The sequence below is a fragment of the Caulobacter sp. HJHS_5 genome (genome assembly GCF_056683955.1).
On the sequence record NZ_JBWZNC010000006.1, the window covers coordinates 219,840 to 239,790 of the forward strand.

Genomic DNA, 19,951 nt, shown 5'->3' on the forward strand with positions numbered 1-19,951 from the left:
TCGGCGCGCTTCGCGGGCCGCGGGGGTCTTGCGATAGGACGACTGCGACCCGGCAAGCCAATGCTGCTCGGCGCGCGTGCGGGGTTCCGACGGAACGCCTCGAAATTCGACTTTCGCTCCCTGGCGCGAGCCGGTGGGTCGGTCTGCAAAAAATGATGGGAGCGCCAGGACCTTGAACATGCCGCACGCCAGCCTCAGCCGCCGGTCCTTGATGGCCGGCGCCGCCGCCGCCTCGATGCTGGGAGCGGGCGGAGCGATGGCCGCCGGCCCGGCCCAGCGACCCAACATTGTCTACATCCTGCTCGACGACGTCGGCTTCGCGGACCTCGCGCCCTACGGCTCGGAGATTTCGACGCCCAACATCAGCAGGCTGGCGGCCGATGGTCTGAGCTACAACCGGTTCGACACGCGGGCGATCTGCTCGCCGACCCGCGCGGCCTTGCTGACCGGGCGCAACAACCAGAGCGTCGGCATGATGGACCTGCCGGCCAACCCAACGCCGCAAACGCCCGCCCATTCGATGGGATTCATTCCGACTTCGGCGGGCACCGTCGCGGAGATGCTGCAGGCCGCGGGCTATGGCACGAGCGCGGTCGGCAAGTGGCACCTGCTGCCGCCCAACCAGTATGCCGATGGGGCGACCGACCACTCGAACTGGCCGAAGGGCAAGGGCTTCGACAACGCCTACGGCTTCCTCACCGGCTGGACCGACCAGTGGGAGCCGCTGGAGCAGGGCTTCGGCGGCCGAATGAACGAGGGGAACGCCCCGATCACCACCCCGGCCCCGCCCGGATTTCACGTTTCCGAGGCCATCGTCGGGCGCGCGATCGACTACCTGAAGCAGGATCAGGCCGCCGGTAAGCCGTCGTTCCTCTATCTCGCGTTCGGGGCGGCCCACTCGCCGATCCAGGCGCCGAAGAGCTACATCGACAAGTACAAGGGCAAGTACGACGGCGGCTGGGACAAGCTGCGCGAGACGCGCTTCGCCCGCCAGAAGCAACTCGGGATCATTCCGAAAAACACCGTGCTGACGGCGCGCGACGCCGACGATCCCGCGTGGGACAGCCTCAGCGATGTGCAGCGCAAGGTGTTCGCCCGGTTCATGGAGGTCTATGCCGGCTTCATCGAGCACACCGACGCCCAGATCGGCCGTCTGATCGATCACCTGAAGGCGACGGGGCAGTACGACAACACCTTGATCTTCTTCATGTCCGACAACGGCGCGGCGCCGGAAGCCGGGCTGACCGGCGGCTTTGATCGGCCATACGGCGGGACCATGACCGTCGATCAGATGGCGGCGCGGCTGGATGACCTCGGAGGACCGGAGTCCTCGGCGCTCTATCAGCGGCCTTGGGCGTGGGCTGGGGCGACGCCGTTCAAGCGCTACAAGCTGTGGCCGTTCGGCGGCGGGTCGCGCGATCCGCTGATCGTCACCTGGCCGAAGACCATCAAGGACAGGGGCGCGATCCGTCACCAGTACGTCGAAATGATCGACATCACGCCGACCGCCCTCGATGCGGCGGGCGTGACGGCTCCGCCGACACTGAAGGGCGTGACCCAGACGCCCCTGCATGGCGCCAGCATTCGCGCCAGCTTCACCGGCGCGCGGGCGCCGTCCGCGCGGACGCGGCAGTTCTACCTGATGCGCGGCAACCGGGCGATCACCGACGGCGACTGGAAGGCGATCGCCATTCACAAGAACGGCACGCCGTTCGAGAGTGACCAATGGGAACTCTACAACGTGGCGGTCGACTATTCGGAGTCACGGGACGTGGCGGCTCAGTTCCCCGAAAAGCTGGCGCAGTTGAAGCAGGTCTGGGAGGGCGAGGCCCGGCGCTTCGGAGCCTTGCCGTTGGCCGAGTTCTACCTGGGCGGCCGACGCCCGCCGCCGCCGCCGCGGCCCGCGGGTTAGTCCACACTGATGCACCCCAGGGCGCGAACGCGTCGCTGCAAGCCGATGGGAAAGCCTGTATCCGCCTCAGCCGCCCTCGGATGTGCCGGGAGACGGTGAGCGCCGCCAGTGGCTGGTGAGCGCGTTCGCTTCGCTCGCGGCGTCCAGCGGCGCGCCTGCGATCAGCGCATCGACGGCGGACAGCACCGCTGGCGGTGTTTCCGATCCGGCGGTGCGATAGGCGGCCGAGGTCGCGGCGTCGACGGGAGCGGCGATACGCAGGCGCCAGCCATCGGCTTCGCGGCAGGCCAGACCCGCCAGTCCCTCTCGGCCGTTCGGCTGGAACGTCCGGCAATAGTCGCCCTCGTGATCGCGGAAGCTGAGGCCTATGCGGATCGGACCGGAGGTGTCGGCGGCGGGCTGGCCGTCCAGCGCCCGGGCGAGCGCCCCGGAGGCGACCAGCACCTGCTCGCGGCCGCCCGTCAGGGCGACCGACGTGGGTAGCGCCATCCGCCCGATCGTCACGCCCACCACCAGGCAGGCGGCCATGCCGGCCCAGGCGGGCAGGCGGAAAGGCGGCCGCCGCGGGTTCGCCGCGGCGCCCGGACGTCGGCGGGCGGTCAGGTCGACGACCTCGGCCGGCGCCGGCGCGCCGGCCCGGATGGTCCGCATCAGGCTTTCGGGCAGGGGTTCCTCGGCGATGGGGCCGTAGTGACCGGCCAGCATCGCCTTGAGGTCCTGCTGCGCTTTCAGGCGGGCGGCGAGGCCGGCGTCGCTCTTGGCCGCGACGTCGACCAACGCGCGCGTCGCCGGGTCCAGCTCTCCGTCGACATAGGCGGCGACGGTCTCATCGTCGAAGCTGAGCGGATCGGTCACGGTCGAGCTCCTTGGTCGATCAAGGCGGCCTGCAGGGCCGCGCGCCCGCGCGAGAGGCGGCTGGTCACCGTGCCGACCGGCGCTTCCAGAACGGCGGCGGCTTCGTCGTAGGAAAGGCCCTCGATCAGCACGAGGGCGACGGCGATACGCTGATCGTCGGGCAGGGCGGCCATGGCCCGTTCCACCGCCGAAAGGCCCAGCCGCGCGTCCAGGGTGGCCGAAGCCGGATCGGCGGCCAACTCGCCCTGCTCGGATGCGGCCGTGACCCTGTTCCAGCGCGAGCGTCGGCGTGTTTCGTCGATCCAGGCGTTCTTCATGATCCGGAACATCCAGCTGTCGAGCCGCGTCTCGGGACGCCACTGATCTCGCCGAAGCAGGGCCCGCTCCAGCGTCAGTTGCGTAAGATCGTCGGCGTCCGCTGGATCGCGGGCCAGGGCGCGCGCCATCCGCCGCAAGCGTGGGGCGTGAGCGACGAGCTGCGACTGGAATGCGTCCAAGATTCCGCCTTCTTGTTCTCGTTGGATAGAACGATCCGGCCCGGACGTTTCATCCAGCATGCAGCCATCTATTTCACCGCCGCGCGGTCTGGCCAAGCTCGGCGGCGGCGCATCAAAGAGACGAATGAGCGCACGGTTGATCCTCGGCACCGTTGGAGCGCTGGCCCTGAGCGCCACCGCGGGGGCCCAGGTCCTGCCGGGCCTGCCCGTCGCGCCGGGCTTACGCGACGCCTTGGGGCGCGTGGGCGAGACCGCGAGCGAGCCGCTGGATCGGGTCGGCGGCGCGGTGCGGGCGTTGGACCTGCCCGACCTGCGCCTGGATCGTCTGGCCGGCCTCGTCCGCGCCAACCGCCGTGCGCTGGACTTCGACGACCGTGGCCAGGCAGTGGTCCGGGACGAGGTGCTGGCCATCGAACCCAGCGAAGAGGCGCTGGCGCGACTGGTCGCGGCCGGCTTTTCGGTCGCGCGCGACGAGGGGGCGGACGCCCTGGGCCTGCGCCTCGTCGTGCTGCACCCTCCCGCCGGAATGAACGTGCGGGCCGCCGTGCAGGAGGTTCGGGCGGGGGACCCGGGCGGCGCTTACGATTTCAACCATCTCTACGCCGGGGCGGACGGAAACGCGGCGAATGCGCCTGTCGCGCCTCAGCTCCCGCGATTGCCCGCCGGCCGCGTCGGCTTGCTGGACGGCGGCGTCGATCGGAAGCATCGGGCCTTCGAGGGGGTCGTGATCGAGCAGCGCGGTTTCGCGCCGGGCGGCGGCGGAGCCAGCCGGCACGGCACCGCGGTCGCCTCGCTGCTGGCTGGAAAGGGCTATGGCGGCCTGGGACCGGGATCGCGGATCTATGCCGCCGACGTCTATGGGACCGGGCCGACCGGCGGTTCGGCCTCGGCGATCGTCGGGGCGCTGAACTGGATGGCTCAGGTCAAGGCGCCGGTCGTCAACATCAGCCTGGTCGGCCCCGACAACGCCACCCTGCGTGCGGCCGTGGCGGCGCTCCTGGCGCGAGGTTGCCTGGTGGTGGCGGCGGTCGGCAACGACGGTCCGGCGGCGCCGCCGCTTTATCCGGCCTCCTATCCCGGAGTGGTGGCCGTCACCGGCGTGGACGCCAGGGGACGTCTGCTGCCCGAGGCGGGCAAGGCGGCTCACATCGACTTCGCCGCGCTTGGTTCGGGGGTAAGGGTCGCCGCGCCCGGCGGAGGCTCGACCAATGTGCGCGGCACCTCCTACGCGGCCCCCGTGGTCGCCGCGCGCCTGGCGGCCAAGCCTGATCCGGCGGCGCTGGCCACCCTTGCCGCCGACCTCGGGGCGGCCGGACCGGATCCGGTGTTCGGCAAGGGATGGGTCGGCGCCGCGCGATAGCCGCTGAAAAAAATCGCGGGTTCGGGATGGATCGTGGCGGACCCGTCGTTGGACCGGGTGGAAGCGCCGACAAGGCGCGGCAAGCCTCGAAGGATAAGACGATGTTCAAGCCCACTCTCTTTCTGACCGCCGCCGCCCTGGTCGGCGCTCTGTCCGTCTCGTCGGCTCAAGCCCAGCTGCTGGGCGGCGGCCTGTCCGGTGGCGGCAACCTGTCCGGTGGCCTGGGAGGTCTGACCGGTTCGGCCGGCGGCCTGCTGGGCGGTTCCGGCCAAATCGGCGCCCCCGACCTGGGCGGGGCGATGTCGCGCGTCCGTGGGGCGGGCGACACCGTGCGCGACCGCGCCACGGGAGCCGGGCGTACGGCGACGGACACGGTCGGCCGCGTCGGGAGTAAAGCCCGCCGGGCGGCGAGCGCGGCCAATCCGGATGCGACGGGCGCCCTGGCCGCCACGGGATCGGTTGCCGGTTCGGGCGCGTCGGGCACGACCTCAGGCGCGGCCTCGGGCGACGTCACAGCCCGGGGCGGCGGCGATGCGTCGGACGCCGGCGGTCTGACTTCCGGGCTTTCCAACATCGCCGCGAACGCCCGAGATCGAGCCGCTCAGGCCGGCGGCGCCGTGACGGGCGCGGCTGGCGCGGCCCGCTCGGCCAGCCTGAGCGGTTCCGGCGGCGGCTCGGCCTCGACGCAGGACGCCTCGGCTTCGGCCGGCGGTTCCGGCGGCGGAGCACTGTCGTCCGGTTCGGCCAACGGCGGCGGCTCGCTGACCCTGTCGGCCGAACGCAATGGCGCGAGCGCCTCGGCCTCGGCGAACGCGACCGCCTCGGGCGGCAACTGATCCATCCGACAGAGCGGGCGCTCCGTCGAGGGAAGGGAGCCTGGATCCGGCCACGCCGTCCTGACGCCTCGTCAGGGCGGCGTGTGATCGCGCCAGCGTCGAGCCGCTGCATGAAAGCGCCGCGGTAAAAAGATCGCTTGTGCGAAGGCGTTCGCCGCGGAGGCATCAACGCGATGGTGCTTGGGAGTCACCACCCGCACCATACTTGGCATCTCCCGGCGGCGATGGCGGCGAAGGAAACTCGGGGCGCGTTGCAAGTGCCGAGGTTCCTAGGTGACAGACAATTCCAGCTTACTCGCCCGTCGGGGCGCGGCGGTTCCTCGCGGCGTCGCCAGCGCGACCCAGGTGTTCATCGATCGGGCCGAAAACGCCGAACTGTGGGACGTGGAAGGCAAACGGTACGTCGACTTCGCGGGCGGCATCGCAGTGCTCAATGTCGGTCACCGCCACCCGCGCGTGATGGCCGCCGTGCGGGAGCAACTGGAGCGCTTCACCCACGCCGCCTTTCAGGTCACCGCTTACGAATCCTATGTCGAGCTCTGCGAGCGGCTGAGCGCCGTGGCGCCGTTCGAGGGGCCGGCGAAGACCATCCTGTTCACCACCGGCGCGGAAGCCGTCGAGAACACCATCAAGATCGCGCGCGCTGCGACCGGCCGCCAGGCAGTGATCTGTTTCACCGGCGCCTTCCATGGCCGCACGACCCTGTCGATGGCGATGACCGGCAAGGTGGCGCCCTATAAGCGGCAATTCGGTCCGAGCGTGCCGGGGGTGTTCCACGTGCCGTTCCCCGCGCCCTATCTGGGGGTGTCGGTCGAAGACAGCCTCAAGGCGCTCCGCTTCCTGTTCGCCGCCGACGTGGAGCCGGCCGGCGTGGCGGCGATCATCATCGAGCCCGTGCAGGGCGAAGGCGGCTTCAACGCCGCGCCGCCGGAACTGATGACCGCCTTGCGGGCCATCTGCGACGAGCACGGCATCCTGCTGATCGCCGACGAGGTGCAGACGGGCTTCGCCCGCACCGGCAAGATGTTCGGCTGCGAGCACTGGCCGGTGGAGCCGGACCTCGTCGCCATCGCCAAGTCGATGGGCGGCGGCTTCCCGCTTTCGGGCGTCGTGGGCAAGGCGGCGCTGATGGAGACCGTGGAACCCGGCGGCCTCGGCGGAACCTATGGCGGCTCGCCCGTCGCCTGCGCCGCCGCCCTCGCGGTGCTCGACATCATCGAGGAAGAGCAGCTTTGCGCCCGCGCCGACGCCATCGGCGCCAGGATCAAGGGGCGGATCACGAAGCTCGCCGAGCGCAACGACATCGTGCCGATCAGCGCTCTGCGCGGACCCGGCGCCATGGTCGGCTTCGACATCGTCAAGACCCGGGGCGCGTTCGAGCCGGACGGGGCGACCGCCAAGAAAGTCACCGCCCTGGCGCTGGGCGAGGGGCTGGTCGTGCTCAACGCCGGCGTACACAGCGAGACGGTGCGCATCCTCGTGCCGCTGACGGCCTCGGACGCCGTCATCGACGAGGGCTTGGACTGCCTCGAGCGCGCCCTGGTGGCGGCCGCCTCGTGACGGCGCTCCATCCCGGCGAGGCCGAACGGGCGAGGCTGGCGCTCGCGCGGCCCGACCTGTTGCGCGAAGCCTGCTTCATCGCGGGCGCCTGGGAGTCCGGCGAGGCGCAGATCGTGGTGACCAACCCGGCGACCGGAAGAACCCTGGGCGTCGTGCCCAACCTGGGAGCCGAGGCGGCGGAACGCGCCGTGGCGGCGGCCCACGCCGCCGGTCCCGCCTGGCGCGCGCTCACCGGCAAGCAGCGCGGCGCGGTGCTGCGCCGCTGGTTCGATCTGCTCATGGCCAATCAGGAGGACCTCGCCCGGCTGATGACCGCCGAGCAGGGCAAGCCTCTGGCCGAGGCGCGCGGCGAAATCGCCTATGCGGCGTCGTACATCGAGTGGTTCGCCGAGGAGGCCAAAAGGGTTTATGGCGCGACCATCCCCGGTCATCTGCCCGACAAACGACTGCTGGTGGTGCGACAGCCGGTCGGCGTCGTGGCCGCGATCACGCCCTGGAACTTCCCGGCGGCGATGATCACCCGAAAGATCGCGCCCGCCTTGGCCGTGGGGTGCACGGCGGTGCTGAAGCCGTCCGAACTCACGCCGTTCTCGGCCCTCGCCCTGGCGGCGCTGGCGCAGGAGGCCGGCGTACCGGCGGGGGTGTTCAGCGTCGTCACCGGGGACGCACCGCCGATCGGCGGCGTGCTGACCGGCGATCCGCGCGTGCGCAAGTTCAGCTTCACGGGCTCGACCCCGGTGGGCAAGAAACTGGCGGCCCAATGCATGGGCACGGTCAAGCGGGTCTCGCTGGAACTCGGCGGCAATGCGCCCTTGATCGTCTTCGATGACGCCGACCTGGAAGCCGCCGTCGACGGGGCATTGGCCTCGAAGTTCCGCAACACCGGCCAGACCTGCGTCTGCGCCAATCGCATCCTCGTGCAGTCAGGCGTCTATGACGCCTTCGCCGCCCGCCTCGCCGAGAGGGTGGGTCGCTACGCCATCGGGGACGGGCTTGCGGGCGAGACCCAGCAAGGGCCGCTGATCAACCAGGCGGCGGTCGACAAGGTGGGCGAGCATGTCGCCGACGCCCTGGCGCGCGGGGCGAAAGCGATCCTGGGCGGCGCGGCGGGGGAGGGGCTGTTCTTCCCGCCGACGGTGCTCATCGGCGTGCCCGCCGACGCCCGCGTGGCGCGCGAAGAGACCTTCGGCCCGCTGGCCGCGCTGATCCGATTCGACAACGAATCCGAGGCCTTACGTATCGCCAACGACACCGCCGCCGGGCTCGCGGCCTATGTGTTCACGCGCGACCTATCGCGCAGCTGGCGCATGGGCGAGGGGCTGGAATACGGCATGGTCGGGGTCAACACCGGTCTTATCTCCAGCGAAACTGCGCCTTTCGGCGGCATCAAGGAGTCCGGCTTCGGCCGGGAGGGATCTTACCTGGGCGTCGAGGACTACCTCGAAACAAAATCGCTCTGCATCGAAGTGACGCCCGACCAGTCCGCCGGGCCGCAAGCGTAACGGAGTGACAGAGTGACCATCGCATCATCCCCTGGCGACGAACCGCAACTCGGAAAAGGCCTCGCCAGCCGGCACGTGGCGATGATCTCGATCGGCGGCATCATCGGCGCCGGCCTGTTCGTCGGCTCGAGCGCGGCGATAGCGGCTGTCGGCCCGGCCATTCTGATCAGCTACGTCGTGGCGGGCCTGGTGATCCTCTGCGTCATGCGGATGCTTGGCGAAATGGCCGCCGCGACCCCCGGGATCGGCTCGTTCACGGAGTTCGCGCGGCTGGGTCTCGGCGACTGGGCCGGTTTCACCAGCGGCTGGCTCTACTGGTATTTCTGGGTGGTCGTGGTGGCCATCGAGGCCATCGCCGGCGCCACCCTGCTGAAGGAATGGATTCCGCTCGAGGTCTGGCAGATCGGCCTGATCCTGATGGTGCTGATGACGGCGGTGAACCTGATGTCCACCCGGTCATACGGCGAGTTCGAATTCTGGTTCGCCTCGCTGAAGGTGGCGGCGATCATCGTCTTCATCGTCATCGGCGCGGGCTACCTGCTGGGCTTCGCACCGACGGAGATCAGGGGCTTCCAGAACCTCTACAGCGCGCCCGGCGGCTTCATGCCCAACGGCTTCGGCTCGGTGGTCTCGGGCGTCACCACCGTGATCTTCGCCCTATGCGGCGCGGAGATCGCCACCATCGCCGCGGCGGAATCGAAAGAGCCCGCCAAGACCATCGCGCGGATGACCACCTCGGTGGCGATCCGGATCGTGCTCTTCTATGTGCTGTCCATGGCCCTGATCCTGGCGATCAAGCCATGGAACGAGATCACCCCCGGCACTTCGCCCTTCGCCACCGCGCTCGACCAGATCGGCGTGCCCGCCACGGCGCTCACGATGAAGCTCATCGTGCTGACGGCCGTGCTCTCCTGCCTCAACTCCGGCCTCTATGTGACGTCGCGGGTGCTGTTCACCCTGGCGGCTCGGCGCGAAGCTCCGCAGTCGCTGATCAAGCTGAACAGCCGGCAGGTGCCGGCCCGGGCGATCCTGATCGGCAGCCTGTTCGGCTATGGCGCCGTGGTCGCCTCGATCATCTCGCCCACCCTGGTCTTCGCCTTTCTGGTCAACGCCTCGGGCGCGACCATGCTGATGATCTATCTGCTGATCGCCTTCGCGCAGATAAGGCTGCGCAAGCAGATAGAGGCCAACGAACCTGAGCGCCTGATCATTCGCATGTGGCTCTTTCCGGGTCTCAGCTGGGCGGTGATCGTGGCCATTGTCGGCGTCCTGGCGTCGATGTTGTTCAAGCCCGATCTCGCCGTGCAGCTCTACGCCAGCCTGTTCGGCGCGCTGGTCGCCCTCGTGGCCTACGCGCTCGTGCGGTCACGCAAACGCAAAGCCGCCGGCTGATCGCCAAACCCGCAGTTCGCTGAGGATGCGGCCGCCCGCCGGGGCGGCCGTTCGCGTCTCGTAACGATGCCGGTGGTGCGCGCCGGTCACCACCCCGGTCGCGCTTGGCATCTCCCGCACAGAACTGTTGCAAACCAAGCTTCAGGCCAAGTCAGGGCGGCTTCAACGAGACATCGGACACCGATGCGGCGGCCTTCCGGACACTCCCCACAGCCTCACTCTCCGGAGGGATTCATGACCTTTTCCGCCCGCGGGGCGCGACAGCGCCTTTTGATCACCACCGCCCTGGCGTCCAGCCTGCTGGCCGGCGCCGCCGCCGCCCAAACGGTCGCTCCCGCCGCGGAGGCGCCGGCGATCGAAGAGATCGTGGTCACCGCGACCCGTCAGGCTCAGGTGCTTTCCAAGGTCGCCATCTCGGCCACCGCCTACACCCAGGAGAAGATGGACGTGCAGGGCGTGCGCAACGTCAATGACGTCGTTCGCCTGACTCCGGGCATCACCCTGACGCCCGGCCGCCTGGGTTCGAACGTCTCGATCCGCGGCGTGTCGTCCAACGCCGGCTCGGCCACGACCGGCATCTATATCGACGACACCCCGATCCAGGTCCGTCGCGTCGGCACCAGCTCGACCAACTTCTATCCGGTGGTGTTCGACCTCGAGCGCGTGGAAGTGCTGCGCGGTCCGCAAGGCACGCTGTTCGGCGCCGGCTCGCAGGGCGGCACCATGCGCTTCATCCAGCCCGAGCCGAGCCTGACCAGCTACTCGGCCTACATCCGCACCGAAGGCTCCTATACCCAGGACTCCGACTTCAACTACGAAGCCGGTCTCGCCGTGGGCGGGCCGATCATCGAGGACAAGCTGGGCTTCCGGGCCAGCGCCTACTTCCGCCACGACGGCGGCTGGATCGACAAGGTGATCGGCCAGTTCCAGGTGCTGGACTCGACCGGCCGTTCGGGCATCGGCTCGCTGCTGTTCAAGCCGACCGGGACCTATGACGAAAACACCAACTGGAGCGACACCAAGGCTTTCCGCGTCGCCCTGGCCGCCCAGCTCACCGACAATCTGAAGGTCACGCCGTCGCTGTCGTACCAGTACGTTCACGTCAACGACAACGTCTACGACCTCGTCCCCGCCGCCTCGGATTTCGCCAGCGGCAAGTTCGTCGCGCCGGCCAATATCCCCATCGTCGACTCCGCCCACATCAATATTCCAGGCGCGAAGCTGAACGAATTTTCGAACGACGAGATGATCCTGCCGACCGTCAAGGTGGACTGGGATCTCGGCTGGGCGCAGCTGACCTCCAGCACCGCCTACTTCTACCGCCACAACCAGATCAACCCGGACTACACGCAGCTCTACGAGACCACCTACGCGCGGCGTCAGGTGCCGGTCGCCGGCGATTTCGCGACCTCGCCGGCCGAAAACCGGCAGCAAGGCGTCACCCAGGAAGTCCGCCTGGCGGGCAACCTGTTCGACGGCAAGCTGAGCTATGTGGGCGGCCTGTTCTATTTCAACCAGCGCCAGAACGCGATCCAGAACTCCAAGGTCAACTATGTGTCGCTGGTCTCGAGCATCGCCAACGCCACCGTGCCGGGTTTCCCGGCGCCGCTGCCGGCCGTGAACGACGGCGCGCCCTTCGGCCCCGGCTACAGCGCCTACCAGAACTACTACGGCATGGGCCTGCTGAACGGGGTCACCACCTATTTCGCGCACATCTACACCAAGGAGGAACAGGCGGCCCTGTTTGGCGAGCTCAATTACCAACTGACCGACCGCCTGAAGCTGACCCTCGGCATGCGCTACTCGGAAAACAGCGTTTCGCTGCAACCGGACTACAACGGCCCGAACTCGAACCTGAACACGCCGCGCGGCTACGCCTGCGTGCCGGGCACCGGCTCCCCGGGCGCGCCGGCCTGCATTCCGGTGACGATTGGTCAGTACAAGCCCGGCGAAGGCCCGTTCGCGCCGGCCTTCGTGACCCAGGGCGCCTCGGGCTCGGAAAACGCCTTCACACCGAAGATCGGCCTGTCGTTCCAGGCCGACAGCAACAACCTCTACTACGCCACGGCCGCCAAGGGCTTCCGCCCCGGCGGCGCCCAGCAGCGCCAGCCCTCGACCTGCAACGACCAGCTGGTCTCGCTCGGCTACTTCGGGTCCGACGGGCGTCCGCAATCGCCGGAAATCTACGGCTCGGACTCGGTGTGGAGCTATGAGGTGGGCGCCAAGAACAAGTTCTTCGACGGCCGCCTCGCCCTCGACTCCAGCATCTACTACATCGACTGGAAGGAGATTCAGACGTCGGTCAGCCTGTCGACCTGCGCCCAGAGCTTCTTCGACAACCTGGGCGACGCGACTTCCAAGGGGTTCGACATCCAGGCCACCCTGGCGCCGATCGACGGCCTCGTGCTCAACGCGGCGGTCGGCTACACCGACGCCACCTTCAACGAGGACACCGTGCTCGGCGGGCGGCGGCTGTTCAGCGCCGGCAGCGCCATCAACGGCAATCAGCCGCCGTGGACCGTCACCCTGTCGGGCCAGTACGACTTCGTCATGCCGGTGCTGGGCGTCGATACCTACATCCGCGGCGACTACACCTGGCAGGACGAGGGCCCGAAGACCGGCGCCACCGACCCGAAGTCGGTCAGCTACGACGCCTACCTGCCGGTGCGGGTCTCCACCCAGCAGATCAACGCCCGCATCGGGGCCAAGATGGGCGACGCCGACCTGTCGCTGTTCGTCAACAACCTGACCAACGAAGCCCCGTACCTGGGCCTGGGACGGTCGATCAACCAACCCTACTGGACCAGCTACAGCTTCCGTCCGCGCACGGTCGGGATGACGCTCTCCTATCGTTACTGACACCCTGAGCGGCGGGTCCCGGAGGCCCGCCGCGTGACCTTTTCCGAAGGACCACAGTCTCATGAAGCCGATGTCCGGCCTGTTCGCCGCCGCCTTCGCCCTCAGCCTGCCCGCCCTGGGCCTCGCCGCCGAGCCGGCCGACCTCGTTTTCTTCAACGGCAAGGTCATCACCGCCGACGCCGCCTCCACCATCCGGTCGGCGGTGGCGGTCAAGGACGGCAAGATCGTCGCCGTCGGCGGCCCCGAGATCGCCAAGGCCTACACCGCGCCCAAGATGGTCGACCTGAAGGGCAAGGTGCTGATGCCGGGCTTCAACGACAGCCACCTTCACACCTATCCGCTGTCGAAGCGGGAGATCGAACCGGCCAAGGCCGCCTCCATCGTCGAGATCCAGGACATGATCCGCAAGAAGGCGGCCGAGCTCGGGCCGGGCCAATGGATCACCGGCTACGGGTGGGACGAGGCGCTGCTGACCGAGAAGCGAAATCTCAACAAGGCCGACCTCGACGCCGCCGCGCCGAAGAACCCGGTGGTGCTGACCCGGGCCGGCGGACACTCCAGCGTCGGCAACACCCTGGCGCTGAAGCTCGCCAAGATCACCGCGAAGACGCCCGATCCCAAGGGCGGCCTGATCGAGAAGGGCGCGGACGGCGAGCCGAACGGCGTCATCCGGGAGCGCAGCGATCTCTATCGGGTGCTTGTCCCCAAGGACACCTGGGAGGATCTGAAGCCGACCTACATGAAGGAGATGAAGCGCTACCTGTCGCTCGGCATCACCAGCTTCCACTCGGCCAGCGGCACCATCAACGATGAACCCGTCGGGAAGGGCGGCGTCGCCGAGAAGGATTCGGGACTGACCTTCCGCCGCTTCCAGGAGATGGCCAAGGACAGCGGCTACACGCTGCCGCGGGTGACCATGTACACCAACTGGCCCGGGGCCAAGCGGCTGGAGGAGTTCGGCCGCCATACGGGATACGGCGACGAGTGGGTGCGCCTCGGCGGCATCGGGGAGACCCCGGTCGACGGCGGCTTCACGGGCCCGACCGCCTGGACCCTGGCCGACTACAAGGGCCTGCCGGGCTTCCGGGGCAAGGGCCGCTTCACCGACGCCGAGCTGCAGGAGATCGTCGACAGCTCCAACAAGAACGGCTGGCAGATGGCGCTTCACGCCATCGGCGACGCGGCCATCGTGCAGACCGTCAACGCCTACGCCGCCTCGTTGAAGGCGACGCCGAGGACGGATCACCGCTGGTTCCTCGACCACTTCACGATCATGCCGCCGGACGAGACGATGCAGACCATGCACGACATGGGCATGGCCATCGCCCAGCAGCCCAACTTCACCTACAACCTCGAGGGCCGGTACCACGAGACCATGGACCAATGGCGTGAGGACCACACCAACTCCATCGGCACGCCGGGCAACAAGTTCGGGATCCCGATCGCGCTCGGTTCCGACAACCTGCCCATCGACCCGCGCGTCGGCCTTTACACCGCCGTGACCCGCAAGGGCCCCTCGGGCGTGGCCCACGGCTACGCCGACGAGGCGATCACCATCGACCAGGCGATCCGCGGCTACACCTACATGGGCGCCTGGCTTTCGTTCGAGGAAAAGACCAAGGGCTCCATCGAGCCGGGCAAGTTCGCCGACATGATCGTGCTGGACAGCGACCCCCTGCTCATTCCTCCGGAAAAGCTGCTGACCATGAAGGTCGACCAGACCTACCTGAACGGCAAGCTCGTCTACGACCGCTCGGCTCCCTAAGGCGACTCCCCCCGCTAAAACCCAGCCGACGGCCGGAGGGCGCCGCGCGATCCGCGCGGCGCCCTTTCTGCGATCGCAGGCCGGCGTGGTGACGCCAGAGCACCACCGATGGCCTGTTTGGCGTCTCCCCCGCCGCGTTTCCCGCTCACAAGCTCGCGGCATCGGAGAGGGAATTCTTTCATGAAGCGGATCGTGATGCTGGGCGGCGCGGCCGCCATCCTTTGGACGGCGGCGGCCGGCGTGGCCCTGGCCCAGGCCAAACCGGCGGACATGGTGCTCTACAACGGCAAGGTGCTGACGGTGGACAAGGCGTTCAGCGTCGCCAGGGCCGTGGCGGTGAAGGACGGCAAGATCATCGCCGTCGGCGGCGACGAGATCGCCACCGCCTACAGCGCGCCCAACAAGATCGACCTGAAGGGCCGGGTGCTGATGCCCGGCTTCACCGACACCCACGTTCACCTGCGCGGCCTGCCCAACCGGGCGGTCGACCTCGACAACGTCAAGTCGATGGCGGAGCTGAAGGCGATGATCGCCGCCAAGGCCAAGGAACTCGGCCCGGGCGAATGGATCACCGGGCGAAACTGGGACGAGGCCGAGCTCACCGAGAAGCGCGAGCCGCACAAGGAAGACCTCGACGACGCGGCGCCGAACAACCCCGTCAGCATCACCCGCGCCGGCGGCCACTCCAGCGCCAGCAACTCGATGGCCCTCAAGATCGCCGGCATCACCCGCGACACGCCGGACCCGAAGAGCGGCCTGATCGAGAAGGACGCCAAGGGCGAACCGAACGGCATCGTCCGCGAGCGCAGCGACATCGTGCAGAGCCACGTGCCGGAATCGACCTGGGCCGAACTGAAGCCGGGTTTCATGGCGACCATGAAGAGCCTGCTGCCGATGGGCATCACCTCGGTGTTCGAAGCTTCGGGCTCGATCGACGACGAGCCGGTCGGCCAGGGAGGCGTGGCCAAGCCGGGGTCGAACAACACCTACAGGCGCATGCGCGAGGTCTACGACGAGATCGGGACCGATATCCCGCGCATGACCATGTACATCAGCTATCCGGGCGCCGAGCGACTGAAGGCCTATCCCCACGCCACCGGCTACGGCGACGACCGCCTGAAGATCGGCCCGATCGGCGAGAACGCCATCGACGGCGGCTTCACGGGCCCCACCGCCTGGACCCTGGCCGACTACAACGGCCAGCCCGGCTTCCGCGGCAAGGGCCGCTATACCGACGCGGAACTGCAGGAGATGGTCGACACCGCCGCCGGGCTCGGCTGGCAGATGGGCCTGCACGCCATCGGCGATGCCGCCATCCAGCAGCAGGCGGCCGCCTACGCGGCCTCACTCGACAAGATCAAGGTGGCCAAGGGCGACGACCATCGCTGGTTCATGGACCACTTCACGATCATGCCGCCGGACGCGACCATGAAGCTGATGGCCGACCACAGGATGATGATCGCCCAGCAACCGAACTTCACCTACAACCTGGCCGGTCGATACAAGGAGACGATGGATCCTTGGCGTTACGCCCACAACAACTCGATCACCACGCCGGTGAAGAAGTTCGGGATCTTCATGGCCTTCGGCTCCGACAACCTGCCCATCGGCCCCATGTACGGCCTCTACGCGGCGGTCACCCGCAAGGGCTGGAACGGCGAGGTGGCCGGTCCCGAAGAGGCGGTGACCATGCCCGAGGCGATCCGCTTCTACACCGCCAATGGTCCTTACCTTTCCTGGGACGAAGCGAAGAAAGGCACGCTGGAGGTCGGCAAGTTCGCCGACATGATCGTGCTCGACCGCGACCTCCTGACCATCCCCAGCGACCAGATCCTGTCGACCAAGGTCGACTTCACCATCATCGGCGGCAAGGTGGTCTACGACCGCGCCAAGCCCTGATCCCGCTTCCCCGAAGGCGGAGGCCTCCCCCTCCGCGCGACTCTCAGGCCCGCCTCGCGCGGGCCTTTTTTTTCGCTGCGCGCGCGGCTCGCAACGCCGACGAAAAAATGGGCGATGTACGTTCAGATCATCGCCCACAGCGTGAGCTTGTTGTTCAAGTCCTTGGCGGAATGTAGATTTTTTTGAGGTGTGTTTGAGCGGGGGCGGTTATGGCTGGTCGCAGTGTGGATCGTGTTCGGAGGAGCGACGGATGCTGACCCTCGCGCGTGTGAATGACGACGCTCCGCCGGCCGTCAATCTGTCCAACCGCAAGGCGATCCCGCCGTTCGCCGCGCTGCGCGCCTTCGAGGCGGTCGGGCGGCTGGGCGGTGTGCGGCGCGGCGCGCAGTCGCTGGGCCTGGACCACGCCGTCGTCAGCCGCCACCTGCGGGCGCTCGAGGATTGGTCGGGCGTGCGCCTGATCGAGCGCGCCAGCGGGGGCGGACGGCTCACCGACGAAGGCCTGCAGTATCACCGGCGCATAACCCAGGCGATGGCCGATATCGCCAGCGCGACCGCCGAGCTTACCCATGCCAGCGGCAATGACCGGTTGAATATCTGGTGCGTGCCAGGCCTCGCCTCGCAATGGCTGATGAGCCGGCTCGGCGGCTTTCGGGGCGCCCACCAGGACCTGGATTTCGAATTCCACCCGACCGACGTGGCGCCGGATTTCAGCCGTCACGAGGCCGACGCGGACTTGCGCTATGTGATCTCGGCGCGGATCGGCGAGACCACGCCCGGCGTGCGCCATGTCGAGATCGCCAGGCCGCTAGTCTTTCCGGTGTGCAGCCCGGCCTTGTTGACCCAACTGAAGAAAACGGTTCTCGAGCCCGCCGACCTCCTGGCCGCGCCGATCCTCCACGAGGATTCCTATGAGGAATGGCGCGGTTGGTTCAGCGCCAATGGGGTGCAGACCACTCCGCGCATCAATGGCCCACGGCTTTGGCACGCCCACCTCACGCTCGACGCGGCTCGGCGCGGGGAGGGGGTGGCGCTGGCCAACCCCTTCCTGCTGGGCGACGACCTCAAGACCGGTCGTTTGGTCGCCGTCAACGTCGGCGAACCGGTGGTGCTCGGCGCCTACATGTTGTTCGCCCGCAGGGACCGCTGGGATGCCCCGGCGGTCGTGCGCTTCCGGCGCTGGCTGCAGGGGATGGCGGCGCAAGACCAGAAGGCCGCGGCCTGACCGAACATGGATGAAGTGATCGTACGCGCGGCGACGGCGAACGACCGCGAACCCTGGGGGCGGCTCTATGCGGCCTACGCCGCCTTCTACAAGACGGAGCAGGACGAGCTCATGCGCGAGCGGGTCTGGTCGTGGATCGGCGACGCGGCCCATCCGGTAGAGGCCTTGGTGGCCGAGGCGGGCGGCGAGATGATCGGCCTGGCTCATTTCCGCGCCTTCGCCCGTCCGCTGTCGGCGACCACGGCCGGATTCCTCGATGATCTTTTCGTATCCGAGGCGGTTCGGGGCGCGAAGGTCGGCGAGGCTCTGATCTCGGCGGTCGCCGAGATTGGCCGGGTTCGCGGATGGTCGATCATCCGCTGGCTGACGGCTGAGAACAACTACCGGGCGCGCAGCCTGTATGACCGCGTGGCGACGCCGACCCCATGGCGGGTCTACGACATCAAGCTGACCTGAGACGGCTCTCGCGGAGACGCTGGCGCGCCCGGCGCGATGCGAATTGCGCGGCGAGTCTACCTCGTCGCATCCCGTGGTTGATCGCTTGGCCGCGATGACCCCCTGGTCGCAATATCCGTCGCAATATCCGCGGCTCCGCGCGACGTGAACAAAATTCCGCTGGAGAGGCTGAGGGGTATTGTTGAAGACCGCTCTTACCAACCGGGGCAGTGTGCGCCAGCAGTGCGGGTGATCCGCGTGGATACAAATATCGAACCATGACGCGGCCAAGGCCACAGCAGGCAGCGATATCGCCCGATCTGTCTCGGTATCGTCCCGTGTTGGTCCGATATTTCCGCAAGCGCGCCCATCCCGCCGATGTCGAAGACCTGGTGCAGGACGTATTCCTGAACATGCAGACGCGGCAGGCCGATGCGCCGATCGGCAATGTCGAGGGCTATCTGTTCGCGGTGGCCATGAGCACCTTGGTGCGCAAGGCGCAGCAGGAGAAGCCGCGTCGCACGCACACCGCCCTTGAAGACGATGATGACGCAGTCCTGCCGCCCGAGGAAATCTCGCCCGAGCGCGTGCTGCTGGGCAAGGAACGGCTGGCCCAGGCGGTGCGCGTGATGAAAAACCTGCCTCCGCGCACCCAGGAGGTCTTCCTGCTGCACCGCTTTGAGGAAATGACCTACCCCGCCATCGGCGCGGCCTTGGGCATGTCCGTGAGCGCGGTTGAAAAACATATCATGATCGCGCTCAAGCGGCTGGCGGCCGACCTGGGGGGCGTTCGATGACGGTCGCCCACGAAATCCCCGAGGAAGGCGGCCCGCAGGCCGAGGCCGTCGCATGGTTCGCCCGCTGGCGCTCGGGCGCGATGAGTCCTGGCGAACTGGACGATGTCGAGGCCTGGCTTCGGCGAGATCCGGCCAATCGCGAGGCGTTCGAGGACCTCGCGGCGATGTGGGAAGAGATCGAGGCGGCGCGCCGTGATCCTTCGATCATGGCCTTACGGGAAAGGGCCAGGCGCCTGGCGCGCCGTAAACCCCTGTTGACGCGGCTGCGCCCGGTCGCGGCCGTGCTGGTGGTCGCCGCGCTTGGCGTCGGCGCCATGCGCTGGGTGGAAAGCATCGAGCGGTCCAATCCCATCGTCTACACCACGCCGGTGGGGCAAACGTCGTCGGTGGAGCTGGCGGACGGATCGAAGGTCATTCTCGACACCGACTCCGCCCTCAAGGTCTGGCCGCGGATGGTCGCCGAGCGGCGGCTCGAACTGGTGCGAGGCAGGGCGTTCTTCGAGGTCGCCAAGGACCCCAGCCGCCCCTTCATCGTGCAGACGGACCGGGGCTCGGTCACGGCGGTCGGCACCGCCTTCGATGTGCGCCGCAGCCGGGCCGGGATGAAGATCGTGTTGGTCGAGGGCCGGGTGCGGATTGAGCCGTCCGGCCCGCACAAGCCGAAGGCGCCGCTGGAGATGTCGGCGGGATACGAATTTGTCGATGAAGGGGCGAGGTGGTCTTTGAAAAAGACGGACTCCCAGGCTGAAACCAGCTGGATCAGGGGCGACCTGATCTTCGACGAGCGCCCCCTGTCGGAGATCGTCGCGGAGCTGAACCGCTATGGACCCGAGAAAATCGTCATCAGCGATCCGGAGGTCGGACGCCGACGGCTGAGCGCCGTGTTGAAGGCCGGCGACAACACGCTTTTCCTGGCGTCGGTTCAGACCTTGCGGCTGGCGGCGGTCGAGCGGGCTGGGAAGCACGAGCTTCACTTGCGCGCGCCGAAATAATTTTCGCGTCGACACTGAGGGATCGACCGTCGATTCACTCTTACCAGTCAGATCGGTCTTAGAGC

The 19,951-nt window shown here is 68.1% G+C and carries 15 protein-coding genes; 13 read left to right on the forward strand and 2 right to left on the reverse strand.

Features of this window, described 5'->3' with window-relative positions:
- The first annotated feature begins 178 nt into the window (after nucleotides 1-178).
- Complete coding sequence (locus ACFLIT_RS13340; RefSeq protein WP_479911737.1) at nucleotides 179-1,912, forward strand: arylsulfatase; 1,734 nt, start codon at nucleotides 179-181, stop codon at nucleotides 1,910-1,912.
- Nucleotides 1,913-1,978: 66 nt separating this feature from the next.
- On the opposite strand, the gene ACFLIT_RS13345 is transcribed toward ACFLIT_RS13340, so the two are convergent.
- Both ACFLIT_RS13345 and ACFLIT_RS13350 read right to left on the reverse strand, forming a co-directional pair.
- On the reverse strand, nucleotides 1,979-2,767 hold the full coding sequence (locus tag ACFLIT_RS13345; RefSeq protein ID WP_479911738.1) for an anti-sigma factor family protein: 789 nt from the start codon (nucleotides 2,765-2,767) through the stop codon (nucleotides 1,979-1,981).
- Nucleotides 2,764-3,264, reverse strand: a complete 501-nt coding sequence (locus ACFLIT_RS13350) for an RNA polymerase sigma factor (RefSeq protein WP_479911739.1) — start codon at nucleotides 3,262-3,264, stop codon at nucleotides 2,764-2,766. Before ACFLIT_RS13350 ends, ACFLIT_RS13345 begins: the two co-directional genes overlap by 4 nt.
- A 124-nt stretch (nucleotides 3,265-3,388) precedes the next feature.
- Between ACFLIT_RS13350 and ACFLIT_RS13355 the strand changes: the two genes are divergently transcribed.
- The 12 genes from ACFLIT_RS13355 to ACFLIT_RS13410 all read left to right on the forward strand — a co-directional run bounded on the left by ACFLIT_RS13355 (nucleotide 3,389) and on the right by ACFLIT_RS13410 (nucleotide 19,886).
- On the forward strand, nucleotides 3,389-4,624 hold the full coding sequence (locus tag ACFLIT_RS13355) for a S8 family serine peptidase (RefSeq protein ID WP_479911740.1): 1,236 nt from the start codon (nucleotides 3,389-3,391) through the stop codon (nucleotides 4,622-4,624).
- Between the two features lie 101 nt (nucleotides 4,625-4,725).
- A complete protein-coding gene (locus ACFLIT_RS13360; protein WP_479911741.1) occupies nucleotides 4,726-5,460 on the forward strand; it encodes a hypothetical protein in 735 nt (244 codons plus the stop codon).
- A 273-nt stretch (nucleotides 5,461-5,733) separates the two neighbouring features.
- Nucleotides 5,734-7,020 carry a 4-aminobutyrate--2-oxoglutarate transaminase gene (gene gabT / locus ACFLIT_RS13365; RefSeq protein ID WP_479911742.1) on the forward strand — a complete coding sequence of 429 codons (1,287 nt, stop codon included), beginning with the start codon at nucleotides 5,734-5,736 and terminating at the stop codon, nucleotides 7,018-7,020.
- Nucleotides 7,017-8,522 (forward strand): NAD-dependent succinate-semialdehyde dehydrogenase, encoded by a 1,506-nt coding sequence (locus ACFLIT_RS13370; RefSeq protein WP_479911743.1) that lies wholly within the window; start codon nucleotides 7,017-7,019, stop codon nucleotides 8,520-8,522. Before gabT ends, ACFLIT_RS13370 begins: the two co-directional genes overlap by 4 nt.
- A 12-nt stretch (nucleotides 8,523-8,534) precedes the next feature.
- A complete protein-coding gene (locus ACFLIT_RS13375; RefSeq protein WP_479911744.1) occupies nucleotides 8,535-9,914 on the forward strand; it encodes an amino acid permease in 1,380 nt (459 codons plus the stop codon).
- A gap of 234 nt (nucleotides 9,915-10,148) precedes the next feature.
- Nucleotides 10,149-12,773, forward strand: a complete 2,625-nt coding sequence (locus ACFLIT_RS13380; RefSeq protein WP_479911745.1) for a TonB-dependent receptor — start codon at nucleotides 10,149-10,151, stop codon at nucleotides 12,771-12,773.
- Nucleotides 12,774-12,834: 61 nt separating this feature from the next.
- Nucleotides 12,835-14,538, forward strand: coding sequence for an amidohydrolase (locus ACFLIT_RS13385; protein ID WP_479911746.1), 1,704 nt, complete (start codon nucleotides 12,835-12,837; stop codon nucleotides 14,536-14,538).
- A 180-nt stretch (nucleotides 14,539-14,718) separates the two neighbouring features.
- Nucleotides 14,719-16,437 (forward strand): amidohydrolase, encoded by a 1,719-nt coding sequence (locus ACFLIT_RS13390; RefSeq protein WP_479911747.1) that lies wholly within the window; start codon nucleotides 14,719-14,721, stop codon nucleotides 16,435-16,437.
- 250 nt (nucleotides 16,438-16,687) lie between these two features.
- A complete protein-coding gene (locus ACFLIT_RS13395) occupies nucleotides 16,688-17,662 on the forward strand; it encodes a LysR substrate-binding domain-containing protein (protein ID WP_479911748.1) in 975 nt (324 codons plus the stop codon).
- A gap of 6 nt (nucleotides 17,663-17,668) precedes the next feature.
- Complete coding sequence (locus ACFLIT_RS13400) at nucleotides 17,669-18,118, forward strand: N-acetyltransferase family protein (protein WP_479911749.1); 450 nt, start codon at nucleotides 17,669-17,671, stop codon at nucleotides 18,116-18,118.
- Nucleotides 18,119-18,375: 257 nt separating this feature from the next.
- Nucleotides 18,376-18,894, forward strand: a complete 519-nt coding sequence (locus ACFLIT_RS13405; RefSeq protein WP_479911750.1) for an RNA polymerase sigma factor — start codon at nucleotides 18,376-18,378, stop codon at nucleotides 18,892-18,894.
- Complete coding sequence (locus ACFLIT_RS13410) at nucleotides 18,891-19,886, forward strand: FecR family protein (protein WP_479911751.1); 996 nt, start codon at nucleotides 18,891-18,893, stop codon at nucleotides 19,884-19,886. The genes ACFLIT_RS13405 and ACFLIT_RS13410 overlap by 4 nt, the downstream gene beginning before the upstream one ends.
- Nucleotides 19,887-19,951: the final 65 nt, after the last annotated feature.

Bases quoted from the DNA above. Each gene is read 5' to 3' on its own strand.
- ACFLIT_RS13340 (WP_479911737.1), top strand. From the start codon at position 179: ATGCCGCACGCCAGCCTCAGCCGCCGGTCCTTGATGGCCGGCGCCGCC.
- ACFLIT_RS13355 (WP_479911740.1), top strand. From the start codon at position 3,389: ATGAGCGCACGGTTGATCCTCGGCACCGTTGGAGCGCTGGCCCTGAGC.
- ACFLIT_RS13360 (WP_479911741.1), top strand. From the start codon at position 4,726: ATGTTCAAGCCCACTCTCTTTCTGACCGCCGCCGCCCTGGTCGGCGCT.
- ACFLIT_RS13380 (WP_479911745.1), top strand. From the start codon at position 10,149: ATGACCTTTTCCGCCCGCGGGGCGCGACAGCGCCTTTTGATCACCACC.
- ACFLIT_RS13385 (WP_479911746.1), top strand. From the start codon at position 12,835: ATGAAGCCGATGTCCGGCCTGTTCGCCGCCGCCTTCGCCCTCAGCCTG.
- ACFLIT_RS13390 (WP_479911747.1), top strand. From the start codon at position 14,719: ATGAAGCGGATCGTGATGCTGGGCGGCGCGGCCGCCATCCTTTGGACG.
- ACFLIT_RS13395 (WP_479911748.1), top strand. From the start codon at position 16,688: ATGCTGACCCTCGCGCGTGTGAATGACGACGCTCCGCCGGCCGTCAAT.
- ACFLIT_RS13400 (WP_479911749.1), top strand. From the start codon at position 17,669: ATGGATGAAGTGATCGTACGCGCGGCGACGGCGAACGACCGCGAACCC.
- ACFLIT_RS13405 (WP_479911750.1), top strand. From the start codon at position 18,376: ATGACGCGGCCAAGGCCACAGCAGGCAGCGATATCGCCCGATCTGTCT.
- ACFLIT_RS13410 (WP_479911751.1), top strand. From the start codon at position 18,891: ATGACGGTCGCCCACGAAATCCCCGAGGAAGGCGGCCCGCAGGCCGAG.